We start from the raw sequence: 18,678 nt of genomic DNA on the forward strand, positions 1-18,678 counted from the left end.
TTAACGCGGTCGCCTCCGGGTGGCGACCCCTGATGTGAAGGCAACGATGAGCAACGCATACAGCAAGGACCTGGAGCGATGGCTGCCCCGGCTCATCTCCGTGTGGCGCGCGTCCCGGGGCCGGGAGGGCCCGGAAGGCCGCCTCACGCCGCAGGAGGTCAAGGAGGTGGGCGCGGGCGTGAAGCAGCTGTCGCTCGGCCTCACGCGGGAGCGGCAGCTGGCCGGCGCCCGCTACATGGACGACCCGCGCCTCCTGGGCGCGTACCTCCTCTTCTACTGGCCGGTGTCCTACGCCCAGGCGCGCCAGGTGCTGGGCGAGCTGCCGAACCGCCCGCGCCACGTGCTGGACCTGGGCAGCGGTCCCGGCCCGGTGGCCTTCGCGGCCATGGACGCGGGCGCCAGCGAGGTGACGGCCGCGGACCGCAGCAAGCCCGCGCTGAACCTGGCGCGCGAGCTGGCCACGGAGGCCGGCGAGGCCCTGGCCACGCGCGAGTGGGATCCGCTGAAGAAGAACGCCACCCTGCCGGAAGGCCAGTACGACCTCATCACGATGGGGCACGTGGTCAATGAACTCTACGGCGCGACGGATGAGGCGCTGAAGCCGCGCGCGGCGCTCCTGGAGTCGGTGCTCACGAAGGTGAAGAAGGGCGGCAGCCTGCTGGTGATGGAGCCCGCGCTGCGCGAGACGAGCCGCAACCTGCTCAAGGTGCGCGACCTCTTGGTGGAGCGCGGCTACGCCATCCGCGCGCCGTGCATGTACCGGGGCGCGTGCCCCGCGCTGGTGAAGGAGACGGACTGGTGCCACGCGGAGCGCGCGTGGCCCATGCCCAAGGTGGTGGAGGAGCTGGCGCGCGTGGCGGGCTTCCACAAGGAGTCGCTCAAGATGAGCTACCTGGTGGTGGCGCCCAAGGGCGAGGCCTGGCCGGAGCCGCCGCCGGGCCGGCTGTTCCGCATCGTCAGCGAGTCGCTGGAGGGCAAGGGCCGCCAGCGCTACATCGGCTGCGGGCCGGAGGGGCGCGTGGGCCTGGCGATGCAGGAGCGCCACCGCTCGGAGAAGAACGAGAAGTTCTTCCACCTCCAGCGCGGCGACGTCATCGAGGCGACGGACCTGGAGACGAAGGGCGACGGCTACGCGCTCGGGGAGAACGCCGAGGTGCGCATGGTGGCCCAGGCCGGACGCGGCGTGCCGCCCGCGCCGAAGCCGCCGGAACCTCCGCGCGAGCCCGCGGCGCCCGTCCCGCCCGCGAAGCCCTGAGCGGACACGACCAGGGCGAGGTGCCCGCTCCGTAGGAAGGGCAGTCCTTCCCCCGGAGGCACCGTGCCCCGCAGTCCCCTCGCGTTTCCCACCGCCCTCTTCCTCTTCGCCCTCGCCTCCACCGTCGCCCGCGCGGAGGAAACGCCGTCGCTCCAGGGGCCCTGGGTGGGCGTGACGCTGTCCACCAGCTCCGCCTTCGACGCGGGCATCCGCGAGCCCGGGCTCAACCAGTCCACGGTGGAGTACGGCGGCAGCGTGGGCCTGGGCGTGCGCGCGGGCTACGACTTCCTGTCGTTCGCGGGCGCGTACGCGGAGCTCCAGGCGGACATCCACTACACGTCCTTCGGTGGCGGCCTGCGGCTGATGACGCCCACGCGCACCCTGCGCGCGGGCCTGACCGCGGGCCTGCGCTTCCTCCCCGAAAATCCGACGTTGCCCTTCTTCACCGCCGGGCTCCTGGCCGAGGTCCGCCCCTGGGAACACCTGGGCTTCGGCCTGGAGGTGGGCAGGGCCTGGCCGCTGAAGGACGAGGTGACGCGCGACCAGCAGGGGTCCACGCCCCAGCGGACCCTCACGCTGGATGAAGGACCGCTGCGCGTCCTCGCCGGGCTGACCTGGTACTTCTGACCCTCTGCGCCAAGGCCTTCACCGTGTCCCGCCCTTCGCTGCCCGCCGCCCTCCTGCTCTTCCTCCTCGCCTCCACCGTCGCCCGCGCGGACGACGCGGCGCCCCTGCATGGGCCGTGGTTCGGCGTGTCGCTCATGCGCAGCTCCGGGTTCGACACCACGGTGCGCGACCCCGCGCCCATCTATCTCCAGACGGTCCGCTACGACGACGGCGTGGGCCTGGGCGTGCGCGCGGGCTATGACTTCCAGGCGCTCGTGGGCGCGTACCTCGCCGCGGAGCTGCTCACCGGCCGCGAGGACATCTTCTTCACGTCCCTGGGCGGCGGCCTGCGGGTGCTCACGCCCACCGCGCCGTTCCGCGTGGGCTTCAGCGCGGGCGTGCGCTTCATCGACTCGGATCCCTCCCTGCCCTTCTTCACCACGGGGCTGATGGGCGAGGCACGGCCCTGGCGGCACGTGGGCATCGGGCTGGAGGTGGACAAGGCCTGGCCGCTCCGGCGCGAAATCATCCAGGAGCGCAATGGCGGCACGCACCAGCGCAGCACCACCGTCGAGGGAGGACCGTGGCGACTCGTTCTCGGGCTGACGTGGTACTTCTGAACGGCTCGCCCCGGGGGCGCCACCTGTTGTTAGGTTGCGCCGCACCTCATTCCCAAGGAAGGAATCCCGTGCCCGCACCCACGCCGCTGCGTACGCTCTATCCCCCGCTCGAGCCCTACCGCACCGGCCAGTTGAAGGTCACCGGCGGCCACTCGCTGTACTTCGAGGAGAGCGGCAACCCGAAGGGCAAGCCCGTGGTGTTCGTGCACGGCGGCCCGGGCGGCGGCACCGACCCGAAGCAGCGCCGCTTCTTCGACCCCGGCGTGTACCGCATCATCCTGTTTGATCAGCGCGGCTGTGGCCGCAGCACCCCGCACGCCAGCCTGGAACAGAACACCACCTGGGACCTGGTGGCGGACATGGAGCGGCTGCGCGAGCACCTGGGCCTGGAGCGCTGGATGCTCTTCGGCGGCTCCTGGGGCAGCACCCTGTCGCTCGCGTACGCGGAGGCGCACCCGGAGCGCGTCACGGAGCTGGTGCTGCGCGGCATCTTCCTGTTGCGCAAGCAGGAGATCGACTGGTTCTACCAGCGCGGCGCGAGCGCCATGTTCCCGGACGCGTGGGAGCACTACCTCGCGCCCATTCCGGAGGAGGAGCGCGGCGACCTGCTCCACGCGTACGCCAGGCGGCTGATGGGCGACGACAAGCACACGCAGCAGGAGGCCGCGAGGGCGTGGAGCGTGTGGGAGGGCCGCACGAGCTGCCTGTACCCCAACGCGGAGCTCGTCGCGCGCAACGCGGGGGACGACTTCGCCATCGCCTTCGCGCGCATTGAGTGCCACTACTTCGTCAACAAGGGCTTCCTGCGCAGCGACACCCAGCTCCTGGACGACGTGCACCGCATCCGCCACATCCCCGCCGTCATCGTGCAGGGCCGCTACGACGTCGTCTGCCCGCCGGAGAGCGCGTGGGCCCTGCACCGCGCGTGGCCGGAGGCGCAGTTCGTGCTGGTGCCGGACGCGGGCCACTCCGCCAACGAGCCCGGCAACACGTCCGCCCTCATCGAGGCCACGGACCGCTTCCGCGGCCTGTAGCCCCCGCGAGCCCCTCCGCGCTCAGCCGCGAGGGGTCAGCGACTTCGCCAGCTCCTCGTACAGGTGGATGGCGGAGCGGATGGCCTTCTCCCAGTCGCCCAGGTGCAGGCTCTCGTTCTCCGAGTGGGCGTACGTGTACGGATCCTCCACGCCGATGAGCAGCGCGGGCACGCCGCCCAGCTCCTTGGCGAACGGCTCCACGAACGGGATGGAGCCACCGCAGCCGATGGTGACGGGCTTCTTCGCGTAGCCCTTCTCCAGCGCACGGAACGCCGCCTGGAAGGCCGGGTGCGACGAGTCCGTGTACCACCAGCCGGACGCCTGGTCCTCGCGGATCTCCAGCTCCAGGCCCCACGGGCACACCTTCTTCAGGTGCGCCACCAGCCGGCGCTGCACGTCCTCCGGATCCATGTCCGGCACCACGCGGATGCCCACGCGCGCCCACGCGGACTCCACGATGATGTTGCGCGCGTCCTTGCGGCTGCTGGCCTGGATGGCGTTGATGGCCAGGCTCGGCTGGCGCCAGTTCGTCTCCCAGGGGTGACGGCCGCCGCCCAACAGCTGCACGCCCTCGCGGATGCCCGCCTGCTCGCGGAAGGTGGCCTCGTCCCCGGGCAGCGCCTGGATGCTCTGGCGCTCCGCGGGCGTCAGCGGCTTCACCTGCTCCATCACGCCCTCAATCGCGATGGAGCCGTCCGCGTGCGTCAGCGACGCCAGCATCCGGCACAGCGCCATCGCCGGATCCGGAATGGGCCCGCCCCACATGCCCGAGTGCACCGCCTGCTGCAGCCCCCGCACCTCCACGTCCACCGTCACCAGCCCGCGCAGCGCCGTGGTGATGGACGGCAGCCCCGTGTCGAAGTTCGTCGTGTCCGTCAACACGATGGCGTCCGCCGCCACCAGCTTCGCGTGCTTCTGGAGAAATGCACCCAGGTGGTCACTGCCGGCCTCCTCCTCCCCCTCGATGATGACCTTCACGTTGAGTGGGAGTTGGCCGGTGCTCTTCAGCCACGCGTCCACGGCGGAGGTGTGCACGACGATGCCCGCCTTGTCGTCCGCCGCGCCGCGGCCGTACAGGCGGCCGTCGCGCTCTTCCGGCTCGAAGGGCGGGCTCTTCCACGCGGCCTCGTCTCCCGCGGGCTGCACGTCGTGGTGCGCGTAGAGGAGGAGCGTGGGACGGCCCGGCGCCTTGAGCACCTCGCCATAGACATACGGATGCGCGCCCTCGATTTCGAGCAGCTGCACGTTTTCAAAACCACGGTCCTTCAACAGGGCCGCGGTGGCCTCCGCGCTCTTGCGCACGAGGGCGGCGTCGAACCCGGGAAAGGACACACTGGGTATGCGTACGAGGGCCTTGAGGTCCTCCAGGTACGCGGCCTTGTGGGACTCGAAATGGGACAGCGCGGGGTCGGTGGACATGCCCACCCCTTAACCCAAAAGCCGAGCAGGCACGTGGGATGCGCGCGCCCAAACGTCGCGCGTCTTATGTATCCTGCCGCCCATGCCTGGACTACCTACCCTGCTGTTGGTGGATGACGACAGCTTCGTGCGTCGCATCCTCAAGGACGTCATCGCGGACACGGGCATCGACCTGCGGCTGTTGGAAGCAGCGGACGGGGAGGAAGGACTGGCGCTGGCGGAGAAGGAGCAGCCGGCGGTGATGTTCCTGGACCTCTTCATGCCGAAGAAGAGCGGGCTGGAGGTGCTGGGCGCCATCAAGAGCGTGTCGCCGGAAACGCGCGTGCTGGTCATCAGCAGCATGGACGCGGAGCCGGTGGTGGAGCAGGCCATCGCCGCGGGGGCCATGGGCTTCGTGGGCAAGCCCTTCCATCCGCTGGAGATCGCCGCCGCCGTGCGCCAGGCACTGGCGTCCTGATTCCTCGAGGTCCCCGTGTCGTCATCCGCTGTCGGTTACTGGGTGGGAGATTCGCTCGGCCGAGTGCTGGGCCCCCTCCAGCTGCAAGCATTCCGAGACCTCATCGCCTCCGGCCGCCTGAAGACGGCCGTGCGCGCGTCGCGCGACGGAACGAACTGGATCGCGCTCCAGGACCTCCCGGAGGTGCGCGACCTGTTCACCACCGCGGCGCCCACGGCCTCCATCGAGACCCAGCAGGCCGAGCGCCTGCGCAACCAGCTGCGCGGCCTCCTGCACCTGCCGCCGCACGAGGTGTTCGGGCTCAAGCCGCAGGCGTCGCTCGACGAGTTCCGCCTCGCCTTCTTCCGCATGGCGAAGCGCTTCTCACCGGAGCACCTGTCGCCGGACCTGCACCCGGAGCTGCGCAAGGTCTCCGTGGAGATCTTCGACTTCCTCTCGCGGCGGATCCGCGAGGCGGAGACGCTCTTCCTGCAGGGCGCGATGCATCCGCCCGCGCCCCCGCCGCCCCGGCTGGACATGGGCGGCACGCCGCCGGCCTCGCCGCTGCCGTTGAGTGGATCCGCGCCCCACGCGCGCCCGCCGCCGGTCGTCCCCCCGCAGGCCGCGCGTCCGCCGCCCGTCGTCATTCCGCCGACGCCGGTGCCGGGCACGATGACGCGCCCCGCGGCCGCCTCCATTCCACCGACGCCGGTGCCGGGCTCCCTCACGCGTCCGGCCGCCGCCTCCCTTCCGCCAACGCCCGTGCCGGGTTCAATGACACGGCCCGTGCCGCCGCCCGCGCCGCCCCGGCCTCCGCCGGTGATGACGCCCACGACGCGGCCGGTGACGCCGCCTCCGCCGGCGCCTGCTCCCACGCCGCCTCCGCCCGCGCCCGTCCGGCGCCCCGTGGCCGCCCCCGCGCCCTCGTATTCGAGCGCCGAGTTCGTGGGCCTGGAGCGCCGCTCGGACGACCGGCTGCACGCGGACGTGCGGGTGACGATGAAGAACACGGGCATCTTCACCGACCACCGCATCATCAACCTGTCGTCGGGCGGCCTGTTCATCGGCACGGACCGGCCGCTGCGGCTGGGCACGCAGGTGGAGCTGACGCTGCGCTTCGATGATCCGGAGCGGGTGATGACCCTGCGCAGCTCCGTCATCTGGGAGAACTCCCTGGATGACGGCAAGAACCCCCGGGGCTACGGCTTGCGCCTGAGCGCGTTGCGCGCGGAGGAGCGGGACTTCATCCAGCAGTACGTCCGCCGCACCAAGAAGCCCTGATGGGTTCCAGCCTTCCCGGGCGCGGCGGTGCTTCCCTTCCGCCCGGGGGCCTAGAGCAACTGGCCCAGGAAGACCGCGCCCATCGCCACGAAGGCCACCCACACGGCCAAGACGGACTTCAACTCCAGGTCCCTGCGGTCCAACTCGTTCGCGAAGTTCATGGTGCCTCTCCAGTGATCAACGCCTTCCCCCTTCCTTACGGCGCACCCGCCCGGCGATTGCCTCCGGGCCCCGGCCCCGCTGACGGCACCGGGCCTCCGGCCGGAGGAGCGGACGTCCCCGGGCCGGTGCGGCGATGAGCGACCGCGACCCGCCGGGCACGCTGGACGGCCTGCTGCCCGCGCTGCCGGTGCCCCTGTTCGTCGTCCGGGGTGACCGGCTGGTGTTCGCCAACACCGCGCTGCGCACGCTGCTGGGCCTGAGCGAGGACGTGCTGCCGTCGCTGCTGGAGCTCACCGCCCGCTTCGGGCCGGAGGAGCACGCGTGGGTGGAGCCCCTGCGCCAGGCGCTGACACGTGGCGAGCAGCCCGCGCCGGTGCAGCTCGCGTTCGTGCGCATGCGGGGCGCGGACGGACGCCAGCACCTGCTCTCCCCGCTCACCGCGCCGGGCCGCGTGCCGGAGGAGCAGCTCGTGATGCTGCTGGACGCGGAGGGCGGGGACGCGGTGCGCAAGCTGTCCACCGTGCTGGTGTCCACCGCGGCGGAGCTGCTGCGCTGCCGTGACGAGGCGCAGGTGCTGGAGCTGGCGGTGGAGGCCGTGCACCGGCAGGGCTTCTACGTCTCCGTGATGCTGCTGGAGGGCGACTTCCTGCGCCACGGGCCCCTGCGCCAGGAGCCGGAGAGCCTGGCCGCCGCGGAGCAGCTCTACGGGCAGAGCGTGCACGCGGTGCGCTTTCCCCGCTCCGGGATGCCGCACCTGGCGGAGGTGCTCACGAGCCGCCGGGCGGCGTTCCATCCGGACGCGTTCAGCATGGCGCGGCGGCTGCACACGAAGGAGGTGGCGGACCACATCCAGCGCATCTACCCGCCGGGCTCGCGCGCGCTGGACGCGCCCATCTTCGTGGGGGACGAGCCCTTCGGCGTGCTGGCGGTGCAGTCCACCACGCTGACGCCCGCGAACGCGGGGGCGCTGGAGCTGTTCGCGCAGCTCATTGGCGGTGCGCTGGAGAACGTGCGGCACCACCGGGCGGCGGAGGCGCGGCTCGCGGAGGTGTCCCGCCTGCAGAACGAGCTCATCGCCAGCGAGCGGCTGACGGTGCTGGGTGAAGCCGCCGGCGTCGTGGCCCACGAGGTGCGCAATCCCCTGGGCGCCATCCTCAACACGGTGGCGGTGCTCAAGCGCGAATCGCGCCTGGGCCCCGCGGGCGCCTCCGCGGTGGAGATGCTGGAGGAGGAGGCCATCCGGCTGGAGGACATCGTGCGCGACCTGCTGGACACGGTGCGCCCGCTGGAGCCCCGGCCGCGCCCCGTCTCGCTGGGCGAATTGGTGCACCGCGCGTTGGGGCAGCTGGTCCACGGCCGCGAGGAGCTGCCCGCGCCGCGCGTGCTGTTCGACGAGGCGCCGGACGTGCCGGACCTCCCCGGCGACGAGACGCTGCTCCAGCTGGCCATCACGCACCTGATGCGCAACGCCATCCAGGCCTCGCCGCGCGGGGGCACGGTGCGCGTGGCGGTGCGCCGCGTGCCGGAGGGCGTGTCGCTGGGCGTGGAGGACGAGGGCCCGGGCATCGCGGGGTTGGATCCGCAGCGCGTCTTCGAGCCCTTCTTCCTCACGCGCGCCAACGGCCGCGGCCTGGGGCTGGCCATCGTGCGGCGCGTGGTGCTGGCGCACGGGGGCAAGGTGAGCGCGGGCGCCAGGCCCGAGGGCGGCGCCCGCTTCGAGCTGGTGCTGCCGCTCTAACCTGCCTGCTGCCACCCAGGGCATTCCCTGGCGGCGTCAGCGCTGTGTGCGGCGAGAGCCTGGCGGGCCTGGGCGGCGAATTTCTCAGGCTCTGCTGCCCGTACATCGTTCGCTGCCGATAGGATGACCCAGGCTCCAAAATACCGTGGAAGGGCGGCGCAGAGCAGGGCTGCGTCGTGGGTCTTGAGTCCCAGCGTCGTGAGCGCGACGCCCAGGTTGTTCTGCGTTATGGCCCAGTCCAGCGGCACCCGCTCGCGCGTTCCCTCCTCCAGCGCCGCCCGGAAGGCCACCACCGCCTCCTCGAGGCGCTCCGTCCCCAACTTCCGCTTCCCGAGACTCATGAGCGCGACGCCCAGGTTGTTCTGCGTCGCGGCCCAGTCCAGCGGCACCCGCTCGCGCGTTCTCTCCTCCAGCGCCGCCCGGTAGGCCACCACCGCCTCCTCAAGGCGCTCCGTCCCCGGCTCCCGCTCCCCGAGCTTCGTGAGCGCGGTGCCCAGGTTGTTCTGCGTCAGGGCCCACTCCAGCGGCACCCGCCCGCGCGTTCCCTCCTCCAGCGCCGCCCGGAAGGCCACCACCGCCTCCTCAAGGCGTTCCGTCCCCGGTTCCCGCTCCCCGAGACTCATGAGCGCGATGCCCAGGTTGTTCTGCATCGCGGCCCAGCCCAGCGGCACCCGCTCACGCGTTGTCTCCTCCAGCGCCGCCCGGTAGGCCACCACCGCCTCCTCAAGGCGCTCCGTCCCCGGCTCCCTCTCCCCGAGACTGGTGAGCGCGTTGCCCAGGTTGTTCTGCGTCGCGGCCCAGTCCCGCGGCACCCGCTCGCGCGTTTTCTCCTCCAGCGCCGCCCGGAAGGCCACCACCGCCTCCTCAAGGCGCTCCGTCCCCGACTCCCGCTTCCCGAGCCTCGTGAGCACGATGCCCAGGTTGTTCTGGGTCCCAGCCCACTCCAGCGGCACCCGCTCGCGCGTTCTCTCCTTCAGCGCCGCCCGGAAGGCCACCACCGCCTCCTCAAGGCGCTCCGTCCCCGACTCCCGCTCCCCGAGCACCGTGAGCGTTTTGCCCAGGTTGTTCTGCGTCAGGGCCCATTGCACGGGCGAGTCGCGTCGCGTCCACGTCTTCAGGCATTCCTCGTAGAGGGCGATGGATTCTCGGAGGGGTTCATCCTGCCCATTCTGCAAGCCCAGGACATAGAGAGCCTCGGCGAGGACACCTTCCGTGGAGGCCCGATCCCGCGCATCCCAGGAGGCGCCGCGCGTACGAAGGAGATACCGGACCTTGTCGGTAAAGCCCGGGAGCTTGTCGGCGAGGTAGCGCCCCTCGTCTGAGAATTCGCTCGAGGCCTGCGTGAGGACAGCCAGACGCAGCACGGTCGACAGGTCGTTCCAGAACAACTCCGGAAGACGCTGCGCCCGCTCCCGCTCGTAGCTCTTGGGAACAGCCGCCTCCCGCTTCATCTCCCGCGGACTGTCCGCCCATGTCAGGTAGAGCTGCGGGACTGCCTCCGGGCCGCTCCCCATGACGCTGCCCCAGATGAGGACATCCGCGTGCATTCTGCGGAGGTACCTCCGTGCGGCCTCGTGGCCAGCCGCCTCGCTGCCTTCGGCGATGGTGAAGCCCACGGGCGTCACCTCGAGATACGGCTCCTCCTTCAGGTTGCCCTGAATGACGTGCCAGAGTTCGTTGTCGGCATCCCGCTCCAACCTGGCCACCGCGACCCTGAAGGCCCTGGGAGCCGGAGGAGCCGGAGGAGCCTCGTCGACTCGCACCTTCGCGACGAGCTCCATCCCCCACTGCACCGCGGGCAGCTTGACGATGTCCTCCCACTGCCACACCACGAGCGAGGCGAGGCCCACCACCACGAGCAGGAGGCGGAGGGCCTTGAGGCGCGGGGGGCGCCGCCTGCCCCACCGCGGCGACCAAAGGGCTCTCCATAGAGCGTCCCACGGGCCCGAGGGGACGTGTTCTTCGTCAGACGAGGTTGCGTCAGGGGAGACGCGGGGCGCCCGGTCGTCCGGCTTCTGTGATTTCGGCGGGGTGCGAGACATGACAGCTCACGGTGCCCTCCTCTCCTCCCCACCACAGCCCTGGGTTGTGTCGGGAGGGCTCAATGAACGGTAGTCACGGCGCCCCTCCTGGAACCTGTTCGTGGCAGGGCGGCGCGGTGGAGGGCACCATGCGGTGCTCGACGTCACTTGGGCCCAGGCTGCCCACGGTGCGTTCCATCAGCGGGTGGCACTCCTCGCCGCCGAGCAGGTGCTCCACGGTGAGGATGAGCGGGTTGCCGGTGTCCGGCTCCTCGTCGGGGTTCGGGAGGATGCGCATCGCGGAGGCCTCCTGAAGGCGCACGCTAGGACGGGCCGGCCAGCAACAACAGACAACGCAGGCCGCCGTTCTTCACGTTGAGCTGCCGCGCGCCCTTCAGCCCCAGCGCCGCCACCAGCTTGGGCTCCTCGGGGACGATGAGCGCCTTGCGCCACTCGCGGAACGCGCCGTTCAGCGTCGCGCCCAGCGCGCGGTAGAGCTCCGGCAGGTCTTCCGTCTCGCCCACGCGCTTGCCGTAGGGCGGGTTGGCCACCACCAGCCCGGGGGCGTCCGGAGGCGCCTTCAGCGTGCGCAGGTCGTGCCGCTCCAGCGCCAGCGTCACGCCCGCGCGCTTCGCGTTGCGCCGCGCCGTGCCCAGCGCGCCCGCGTTGAGGTCATACCCGCGCATGGGCGCGCGAGGCTCCGCCAGCGAGTCCGCTTCCGCTTCCGCGCGCAGGCGCGCCCAGGCCTGCGAATCGAAGGAGGGGAAGGACTGGAACGCGAACGTGCGCAGCATGCCCGGCGCGCGGCGCTGGGACAGCCACGCGCCCTCCACCAGGAACGTGCCCGAGCCGCACATCGGATCCACCAGCGGCACGTCGCCCGCGTAGCCCGCGAGCTTGAGGATGCCCGCGGCCAGCGTCTCGCGCAGGGGCGCGCGCCCCACCTCCTGCCGGTAGCCGCGCTGGTACAGGGGCGCTCCGGACGTGTCCGCGCTCACCGTCCAGCGCTCCCCGTCACCGCGCACCAGCAGCGTGAGCCCCGGCCCTCCGTCCTCGTCGTCCAGGTGGCCCGCGGCCGCCACCTCGCGCTGGTTCCAGGCCACGGCCGCGGACTCCAGCACCACGGCCGGCCCCGGGGCCACGGAGCGGTGCAGCGTCACCGACATCCGCAGCGGCACCTTCCCGTCCCAGACGTCCGCCATGGGCAGCGCTTCCAGCCCGTGCACCAGCGCGTCCGCGGTGGGCGCCGTGAAGGTGCCCAGGCGCAGGAGCACGCGGCTGGCGGTGCGCAGGTGCAGGTTCGCCGTCTGGTGCAGGCCGGGCGGGCCCTCGCACTCGATGCCGCCCTCCGCGCGCCGGAACGGCAGGCCGCGCTCGCGCGCCTCCGCCTCCAGCGCGGGCTCCAGCCCGGGCAGCGTGGACACATAGACCGTTTCGCCCGTCCGGGCCCGCGCGTCCGTCACGCGGGCCTCGTCCTCGCGACCGGGGCGGCGCCCAGGGCGATCTGCTCCAGCGCGCGCTCCATCTGGTTCAGGTCATACGGCTTGGGCAGCAGCACCACGTGCGCCAGCGCCTTGCTGTCCTCACCCGACACCGCGCGCGAGTCCCCGGACGCGATGATGATGCGCAGGGCCGGATACCGCCGCACGGCCTCGCGCGCCAGCGCCACGCCGGACATGCCCGGCAGCGTCACGTCCGTGAAGAGCAGGTCGAAGGGCTCCTTCGCCAGCGCCTCGCTCGCCGCCTCCGCGCTCGCCACCGCGCGCACGGTGTGCCCGATGTCCGTCATCAGCTCGCACGCGGACTCGCGGATGTCCGCGTCGTCCTCCACCAGGAGGATGCGCAGCGTCCCCTTGCCTCCCGGCTCCGGCGCGGCGGGCACGGGCTCGCGGTACTGCTTCGCCGTCAGCCGCTGTTCGCGGCCCTTCAGCATCGCGCGGATCTTCCGCGCCAGGTCCTCGCGCCGGTACGGCTTGGACAGCAGGCTCACGCCGGGGTCCAGCCGGCCGCCGTGCACGATGGCGTTCTCCGTGTAGCCGGACGTGAAGAGCACCTCCAGGTCCGGCAGGAGCGCCTTCGCCTGCCGCGCCAGCTCCGGGCTGCGCACCGGCCCCGGCATCACCACGTCCGTGAAGAGCAGGTCCACCGGCAGGCCGCTCTGGATGACCGCGAGCGCGCTCTGGCCGTCGTGCGCCTTGAGCACGCGGTAGCCCAGCTCCGTGAGCACCTCCACCACCGTGGCCCGCACCGCCGCGTCGTCCTCCACCACGAGGATGGTCTCCGTGCCGCCCTCCACCTGCCCCGTGCCGGTGTCCGCCGGCTGCACCGCCGCCTGGAAGGTGCGCGGCAGGTAGATCTTGATGGACGTGCCGTGCCCGACCTCGCTGTAGATCTTCACGTGGCCGCCGGACTGCTTCACGAAGCCGTACACCATGCTCAGCCCCAGGCCCGTGCCGCGCCCCTCCGGCTTCGTGGTGAAGAACGGCTCGAACGCGCGCTCCAGCACCTCCGGCGTCATGCCGGAGCCCGTGTCGGAGATGGCCAGGAGCACGTACTGCCCCGCCGTCACCTCCGGGTGCAGCATCGCGTAGTGGTCATCCAGCATCGCGTTGCCCGCCTCGATGGTCAGCTTGCCCCGGCCGTCCATGGCGTCGCGCGCGTTGATGGCCAGGTTGAGGATGACGTTCTCCAGCTGGTTGCGGTCCACGGACGTGTTCCACAGCCCGCCCGCGATGACCGTCTCCACCTCCACGTCCTCGCCCAGCGCGCGGCGCAAGAGGTCGTCCATGTCGCGCACCAGCCGGCCCAGGTTGAGCGCCGTGGGCGCCAGCGGCTGCCGGCGGGCGAACGCGAGCAGCTGCGAGGCCAGCCGCGCCCCGCGCTCCACCGCGCCCAGCGCCGTCTCCAGGCGCCGCTGCGTGCGCGTGTCACCCACCGCGTCACGCTGGAGCAATTGGAGATTCCCGCTCACCACCTGGAGCAGGTTGTTGAAGTCATGCGCCACGCCGCCCGTGAGCTTGCCCACGGCCTCCATCTTCTGCGCCTGGAGCAGCGCGGCCTCCGCCTGGCGGCGCTCCGCCTCGCTCGCCTCCAGCGCCCGCGTGCGCTCGCGGACCAGCTCCTCCAGGTGGTCGCGGTGGCGCGCCAGCTCGTCCTCCGCCAGCTTCTGCGCCGTCATGTCGTGGCCCTGGACGAAGATGCCGGAGACGCGCCCGTCCGCCTCCACCACGGGCTGGTAGACGAAGTCCACGAAGACATCCGCCAGCGGCGCTCCGGGCTCGCGCTGAAGCTGCAGCGCCACGTTGTGCCCGACGAAGGGCTCGCCCGTCTTGAACACCCGGTCCAGCAGGTCGATGAAGCCCTGTCCGGCCACCTCCGGCAGCGCCTCCCGGACGGACTTGCCCAGCAGGTCCCGGCGGCCCACGAGCTGGAGGTAGGAGCGGTTGGCCAGCTCGAACACGTGCTCCGGCCCCTTCAGCGAGCACATGAAGCCCGGGGCCTGCTCGAAGATGCGCCGCAGGTGGCGGCGCTCGTCGTCCAGCGTGCGGTTGACCTCCTGTACCGCCTGCGCGCGCGCGAACACCCCGCCCATCAGCTGGGTCCGCTGCGGGCCCTCCTCCAGTGACGCCTCCGCGTCGCGCACGGCCTGCTTGAGCTGCTGCAGCTCCGTCACGTCCATCGTGTGCTGGAGGATGAAGGCCACCTCGCCCCGCGCATCCAGCAGGGGCGTGTGCGTGGCGCTCCAGTAGCGCTCCTCCACCACGGCGCCCGCCTCCGTCTGGCGGGGCACCCGGTAGGGGATGAGCGCCAGCGTGTCCAGCGTCCGCTCCGTCAGCACGCGGGAGAACGAGTCGCGCAGCATCCGCGTGCTGGCATTGGCCGGATCGTCCGGGTCATTGGGGAACGCCTCGAAGACGGTGCGCCCGACCAGGTCCTCCAGCCGGCTGGCGGTCACCCGCAGGTAGGCCGCGTTCGCGGTCACGTACCGCAGCTCCCGGTCCAGCAGCATGTAGGGATTGGGCGACAGCTCGAAGAGCGTGCGGAAGTCGAAGGGTGCCTGCATCCATTCACCGGGGAGGTCTGGAACCTCGCCGCCTTTCCTGGGGGGCCGCCGCGAGACGCGGGAAAGGAAGTACCCGTCCAGTGTACGGAGAACACCCCCAACGCACCGGCCAAAAGGCCCGGGCGCCCTGTCTTCCCGTGCGCCAGCCCCCCTGGAAGGTCGCCTTCTGGGCACCACTCAACACCTGCCTGGCCCCGGTCCCCAGGGGCCTTCCCTATCCGTCCTGGCTGTAAGACTGGGCGGGCATTCCAGACCTACTGATTCCCATGATATGAGATTATTACCGCCAAGGCGGTGTAATCCCACATGAACCGGGGTGTGCGGCAGGGGGTTCGCCTTGGATGGGAGAGGAAGCCACCTCCCGGCCCTCCGCCAGAGCGCTCGTGCCCGGCAGGAGGTCTGTCCCCAGATGCTCGCCGTTCCAGAACCGTTGTCGCTGGATGACTCGGAAGCGGTCACCTCCCGCGCGTTCGACCGCCGGTCGTTGAACGCGGTGGTGAGGGAGCTGTCGGTGGTGGCCAACGCGCGCGGCCTGTGGGCGGTGACGCGCCAATGGCTCATGATCGCGCTGTCGGTGGCGTTCGTGGTGCAGGTGGACCGGTGGTGGGCGTGGGTGCTGGCCGCGGTGGTCATCTCCACGCGGCAGCACGCGCTCCTGAGCCTGGTGCACGAGGCCGCGCACTACCACCTGTTCACGAACCGGAAGCTCAACGACGCGGTGGCGGACCTGCTGTGCGCGTTCCCCACGAACATCACCACGGCGGGCTACCGCAAGGAGCACGCGGAGCACCACCGCTACGTCAACACGGACAAGGACCCGTACTGGCGCACGGCGCAGCGCGACCACGCCTGGATGTTCCCGCGCACGCGCCGGGGCGCGGTGCTGGTGCTGCTGGGGGACCTGGTGGGCTTCTTCTCCCTCTCCCACCTGCGCATCGTCATCCCCTGGTCCTATACGGGCCGCTCCATGGGCAAGGGCGGCCCGCCCATCTCCCGCGCCGAGCACATCCGCTACGCGCTCTGGCTGACGGGCCTCATCACCTTCCTCACACTCACGGGCGGCTGGCTCTACTACCTGCTGCTGTGGTCGCTGCCGTCACTGACGCTGATGATGATGGCGTTCCGCATCCGCGCGGTGGTGGAGCACCCCTTCACCCCCGCCACCCCGGACGAGACGCACGAGACGCGGGACGTGGAGGCCGCCACATGGTTCGAGCGCTTCTTCATTGCGCCCTTCAACGCGAGCTACCACCTGTCCCATCACCTCTTCCCGTCCGTGCCCTACTACCACCTGCCCGCGCTGCACGAGCGGCTCAAGCAGACGGAGCTGTACCGCCCCGGGGAGAACCATTTCCAGACGTACCTGGGCGGTGAGAAGAGCGCGTGGAACTTCCTCACGTCCGCTGGCCGGAAGTGAGCCTGTGATTCATTGCATGTGAAGGATTGAAGCCGGACGTATCACAGCGTGGAAGCCTTTCCCCTGGAGGCGCCCCCGTGGCGCCTCCAGGCGTGGGAAGGGCCCGCCCGTCCCCGCCGTCACCAGGCGCCTTTCCCTCTGAAGCCAGACGCCCGCCGCGCCGCTGACACAGCGGCCTGGCGTCCTGGCGACGTGCCGAAATACCCCACCCCATGGCTTGAACGCTGACGACGGATCGCGGTGTTTCTCTGCCTGCGATTTGCCAGGTCCCCCTTTGCACGCACGCCAATCCAGGCGCGGCGACAGGGCGACCGGGGGACCTCCGCCGCGCGCCGCGAGCGGGGGAACGCGGCACCCCCGGCCCCGCCTTTTTCACCTGGCCGTAGGAGCGAACTTTGAGAAGGCAGCTCATTGGGTTCCTCGTGGCGTTGGGCGCGATGCACACCGGCTGTGGTGGTGCGCCGGACTTCACCTCCACCGCGGGCGACGAGGACTCGCTGTTGACCACCGGGGACGCGCTCGCGAGCGCGACCACGATGTATGACGACGCGCTCGGCTCGGGCTGGCAGGACTGGTCCTGGGCGACGCACAGCCTCACCGCGACGAAGCCCGTGTACGCGGGCACCCGTTCCATCTCCGCGACGTTCGGCCCCTGGAAGGGCCTGTACTTCCACCACACGGGCGTGCCCACCACGGGCTATGGCTTCGTGGAGCTGCGGGTGAACCCGGGCGCGACGGCCAACCCGGCGCTCGCGCTCTACGCGAGCGTGGGCGGCGTGGCGAAGTCCCCCGTGGCGCTCAATCCCACCTGCGCCGGCGGCACGCTGAAGGCCAATGCGTGGACGCTGTGCCGCATGCCCCTGTCCACCCTGGGCGCGGCGAACGCGACCCTGGACGGGCTGGTGGTGATGGAGAACGCGGGCCGCACGCTGCCCGTGATGTACTTCGACAACGTGCGCCTGGCGGCGAGCACCACCGCCCCTTCCGCGCCCACGGCCCTGAAGGCCACGGGCTCCGCGACGGACGTCGCCCTCGGCTGGGGCACGGTGACGGGCGCCACGGGCTACCACGTCTACCGCGCCACGGCGCAGACGGGCACGTACACGCGGCTCACCTCCTCGGCGCTCACCGCCGCGTCCTACAAGGACACCAGCGCCGCGGTGGGCACGACGTACTGGTACGCCGTCACCGCGCTGAACGCGGCCGGTGAGAGCGCGAAGTCCACGGCGGTGTCCGGCAAGCGGACCTCCACCACGGGCGTGAGCGTCAGCATCACCCCCGCCACCGTGACGCTGTCGCGGGGCGGCGTGCAGACCTTCACCGCGATGGTGACGGGCAGCAGCAACCTGGCCGTGACCTGGAGCGTCCAGGAGGGCGCCGCGGGCGGCACCGTGACCTCCAGCGGCACGTACACCGCGCCCCAGACGGCGGGCACGTACCACGTCGTCGCGACGAGCAACGCGGACGCGACGAAGAAGGCCACGGCGGACGTCGTGGTGACGGGCCCGGTGGGCACCACGAACAAGTGGGTGTCCGGCTACTACACGGGCTGGAACGCGGACGAGTACCCGCCGGAGAAGGTGGACTTCAGCGCGATGACGCACATCATCGTGGGCCGCGTGACGCCGAACGCGGACGGCACGGTGAACGCCGTCTTCGACAACTCGAACGGCTCCGCCATGGCGAAGACGCTCTCCACCCGCGCGCACGCCGCGGGGCGCAAGGCCATCATCATGGTGGGCGGCGCGGGCGAGCACGCCGGCTGGGTGGGCGCGGCCACCTCCGCGAACCGCGAGAAGTTCGTCCAGAACCTGCTCAAGGTGATGGACGACCACGGCTATGACGGGCTCGACATCGACTGGGAGCCGGTGGAGGAGGCGGACAAGCCGAACCTGCTGGCGCTGGTGCAGCGGCTGCGTCAGCTGCGGCCCAACATGCTGCTCACCTTCCCCATTGGCTGGGTGAACAACAACTTCAGCTCCGACGCGTCGCTCAAGTGGTACGCGCAGCTGGCCCAGCACCTGGACCAGGTGAACATCATGTCCTACGAGATGATTGGCGTCTGGGACGGCTGGGATTCGTGGTTCACGTCCGCGCTCAAGGGCGAGTCCGGCACCCACCCGACCTCCATCGAGTCCAGCCTCAATGCCTGGGTGAACGCGGGCATCCCCAAGCAGAAGCTGGGCATGGGCATCCCGTTCTACGGCCTCGCGTGGCGCAACATCACCGGCCCGCGCCAGCCCTTCACCAACTGGTCCGACTACGTGGGCGGGGACAACTCCTTCACGTACAAGAAGATCCTCGCGCTCTCCAAGACGGGCACGCTCAAGTGGGACTCGGCGGCGCAGGCCAACTACGTCACCTTCAGCACGCCGGTGGAGGACGGCACCGTGCGCTGGATTTCGTACGACGGCCCGGAGGCCATCCAGGCCAAGGGCCAGTACGCGAAGGCGAACGGCTACGGCGGCACCATCATCTGGACCATCAACCAGGGCTGCATCGACCCCGCGACGGGCGCCAACCCGCTCCTCACCGAGGTCAAGAAGGCGTTCCTCCAGTAATCGCTATCGGCTTGAAGCCGGACGGCCGCGTGGGCACCCGCCCGCGCGGCCGTTTTCATTGGCGG

General features: G+C 71.1%; 14 protein-coding genes. 9 read left to right on the plus strand and 5 right to left on the minus strand.

Going from position 1 to position 18,678, the window contains the following annotated elements; translation table 11 throughout:
* Positions 1 to 46 precede the first annotated feature (46 nt).
* From NR792_RS19370 to pip, 4 genes are all read left to right on the plus strand, one after another.
* Positions 47 to 1,255 (plus strand): small ribosomal subunit Rsm22 family protein, encoded by a 1,209-nt coding sequence (locus NR792_RS19370; RefSeq protein WP_375761492.1) that lies wholly within the window; start codon positions 47 to 49, stop codon positions 1,253 to 1,255.
* A 63-nt stretch (positions 1,256 to 1,318) separates the two neighbouring features.
* Positions 1,319 to 1,882: a hypothetical protein gene (locus NR792_RS19375; RefSeq protein ID WP_375761493.1), complete on the plus strand. Its 564-nt coding sequence runs from the start codon at positions 1,319 to 1,321 to the stop codon at positions 1,880 to 1,882.
* Between the two features lie 23 nt (positions 1,883 to 1,905).
* The gene (locus NR792_RS19380) at positions 1,906 to 2,481 is read left to right on the plus strand and encodes a hypothetical protein (protein ID WP_375761494.1); all 576 of its coding nucleotides are present in this window, start codon (positions 1,906 to 1,908) and stop codon (positions 2,479 to 2,481) included.
* Between the two features lie 68 nt (positions 2,482 to 2,549).
* On the plus strand, positions 2,550 to 3,515 hold the full coding sequence (pip, locus tag NR792_RS19385; protein WP_375761495.1) for a prolyl aminopeptidase: 966 nt from the start codon (positions 2,550 to 2,552) through the stop codon (positions 3,513 to 3,515).
* Positions 3,516 to 3,536: 21 nt separating this feature from the next.
* Here the strand turns inward: pip and NR792_RS19390 are convergent, their stop codons facing one another.
* Positions 3,537 to 4,934, minus strand: coding sequence for a M20/M25/M40 family metallo-hydrolase (locus NR792_RS19390; RefSeq protein WP_375761496.1), 1,398 nt, complete (start codon positions 4,932 to 4,934; stop codon positions 3,537 to 3,539).
* 82 nt (positions 4,935 to 5,016) lie between these two features.
* Here NR792_RS19390 and NR792_RS19395 point away from each other — a divergent pair, with 82 nt between their 5' ends.
* From NR792_RS19395 to NR792_RS19405, 3 genes are all read left to right on the plus strand, one after another.
* Positions 5,017 to 5,391: a response regulator gene (locus NR792_RS19395; protein WP_014399331.1), complete on the plus strand. Its 375-nt coding sequence runs from the start codon at positions 5,017 to 5,019 to the stop codon at positions 5,389 to 5,391.
* A gap of 15 nt (positions 5,392 to 5,406) precedes the next feature.
* Complete coding sequence (locus NR792_RS19400) at positions 5,407 to 6,651, plus strand: TIGR02266 family protein (protein ID WP_375761497.1); 1,245 nt, start codon at positions 5,407 to 5,409, stop codon at positions 6,649 to 6,651.
* A 295-nt stretch (positions 6,652 to 6,946) separates the two neighbouring features.
* Entirely contained in the window at positions 6,947 to 8,551 is a 1,605-nt protein-coding gene (locus tag NR792_RS19405) for an ATP-binding protein (protein WP_375761498.1), read from the plus strand.
* Here NR792_RS19405 and NR792_RS19410 read toward each other — a convergent pair.
* From NR792_RS19410 to NR792_RS19425, 4 genes are all read right to left on the minus strand, one after another.
* Positions 8,548 to 10,407, minus strand: a complete 1,860-nt coding sequence (locus NR792_RS19410; RefSeq protein ID WP_375761499.1) for a tetratricopeptide repeat protein — start codon at positions 10,405 to 10,407, stop codon at positions 8,548 to 8,550. The genes NR792_RS19405 and NR792_RS19410 overlap by 4 nt on opposite strands.
* Before the next feature lie 259 nt (positions 10,408 to 10,666).
* Complete coding sequence (locus NR792_RS19415; RefSeq protein WP_375761500.1) at positions 10,667 to 10,870, minus strand: hypothetical protein; 204 nt, start codon at positions 10,868 to 10,870, stop codon at positions 10,667 to 10,669.
* 25 nt (positions 10,871 to 10,895) lie between these two features.
* Positions 10,896 to 12,035, minus strand: a complete 1,140-nt coding sequence (locus NR792_RS19420; RefSeq protein WP_375761501.1) for a class I SAM-dependent RNA methyltransferase — start codon at positions 12,033 to 12,035, stop codon at positions 10,896 to 10,898.
* On the minus strand, positions 12,032 to 14,635 hold the full coding sequence (locus NR792_RS19425) for a response regulator (protein ID WP_375761502.1): 2,604 nt from the start codon (positions 14,633 to 14,635) through the stop codon (positions 12,032 to 12,034). The genes NR792_RS19420 and NR792_RS19425 overlap by 4 nt, the downstream gene beginning before the upstream one ends.
* Before the next feature lie 409 nt (positions 14,636 to 15,044).
* Here NR792_RS19425 and NR792_RS19430 point away from each other — a divergent pair, with 409 nt between their 5' ends.
* Positions 15,045 to 16,052, plus strand: coding sequence for a fatty acid desaturase family protein (locus NR792_RS19430; protein ID WP_375761503.1), 1,008 nt, complete (start codon positions 15,045 to 15,047; stop codon positions 16,050 to 16,052).
* Positions 16,053 to 16,447: 395 nt separating this feature from the next.
* On the plus strand, positions 16,448 to 18,613 hold the full coding sequence (locus tag NR792_RS19435) for a glycosyl hydrolase family 18 protein (RefSeq protein ID WP_375761504.1): 2,166 nt from the start codon (positions 16,448 to 16,450) through the stop codon (positions 18,611 to 18,613).
* Positions 18,614 to 18,678: the final 65 nt, after the last annotated feature.

This window comes from Corallococcus exercitus (assembly GCF_042231735.1).
GTDB classification, from domain to species: Bacteria; Myxococcota; Myxococcia; order Myxococcales; family Myxococcaceae; genus Corallococcus; species Corallococcus exercitus_B.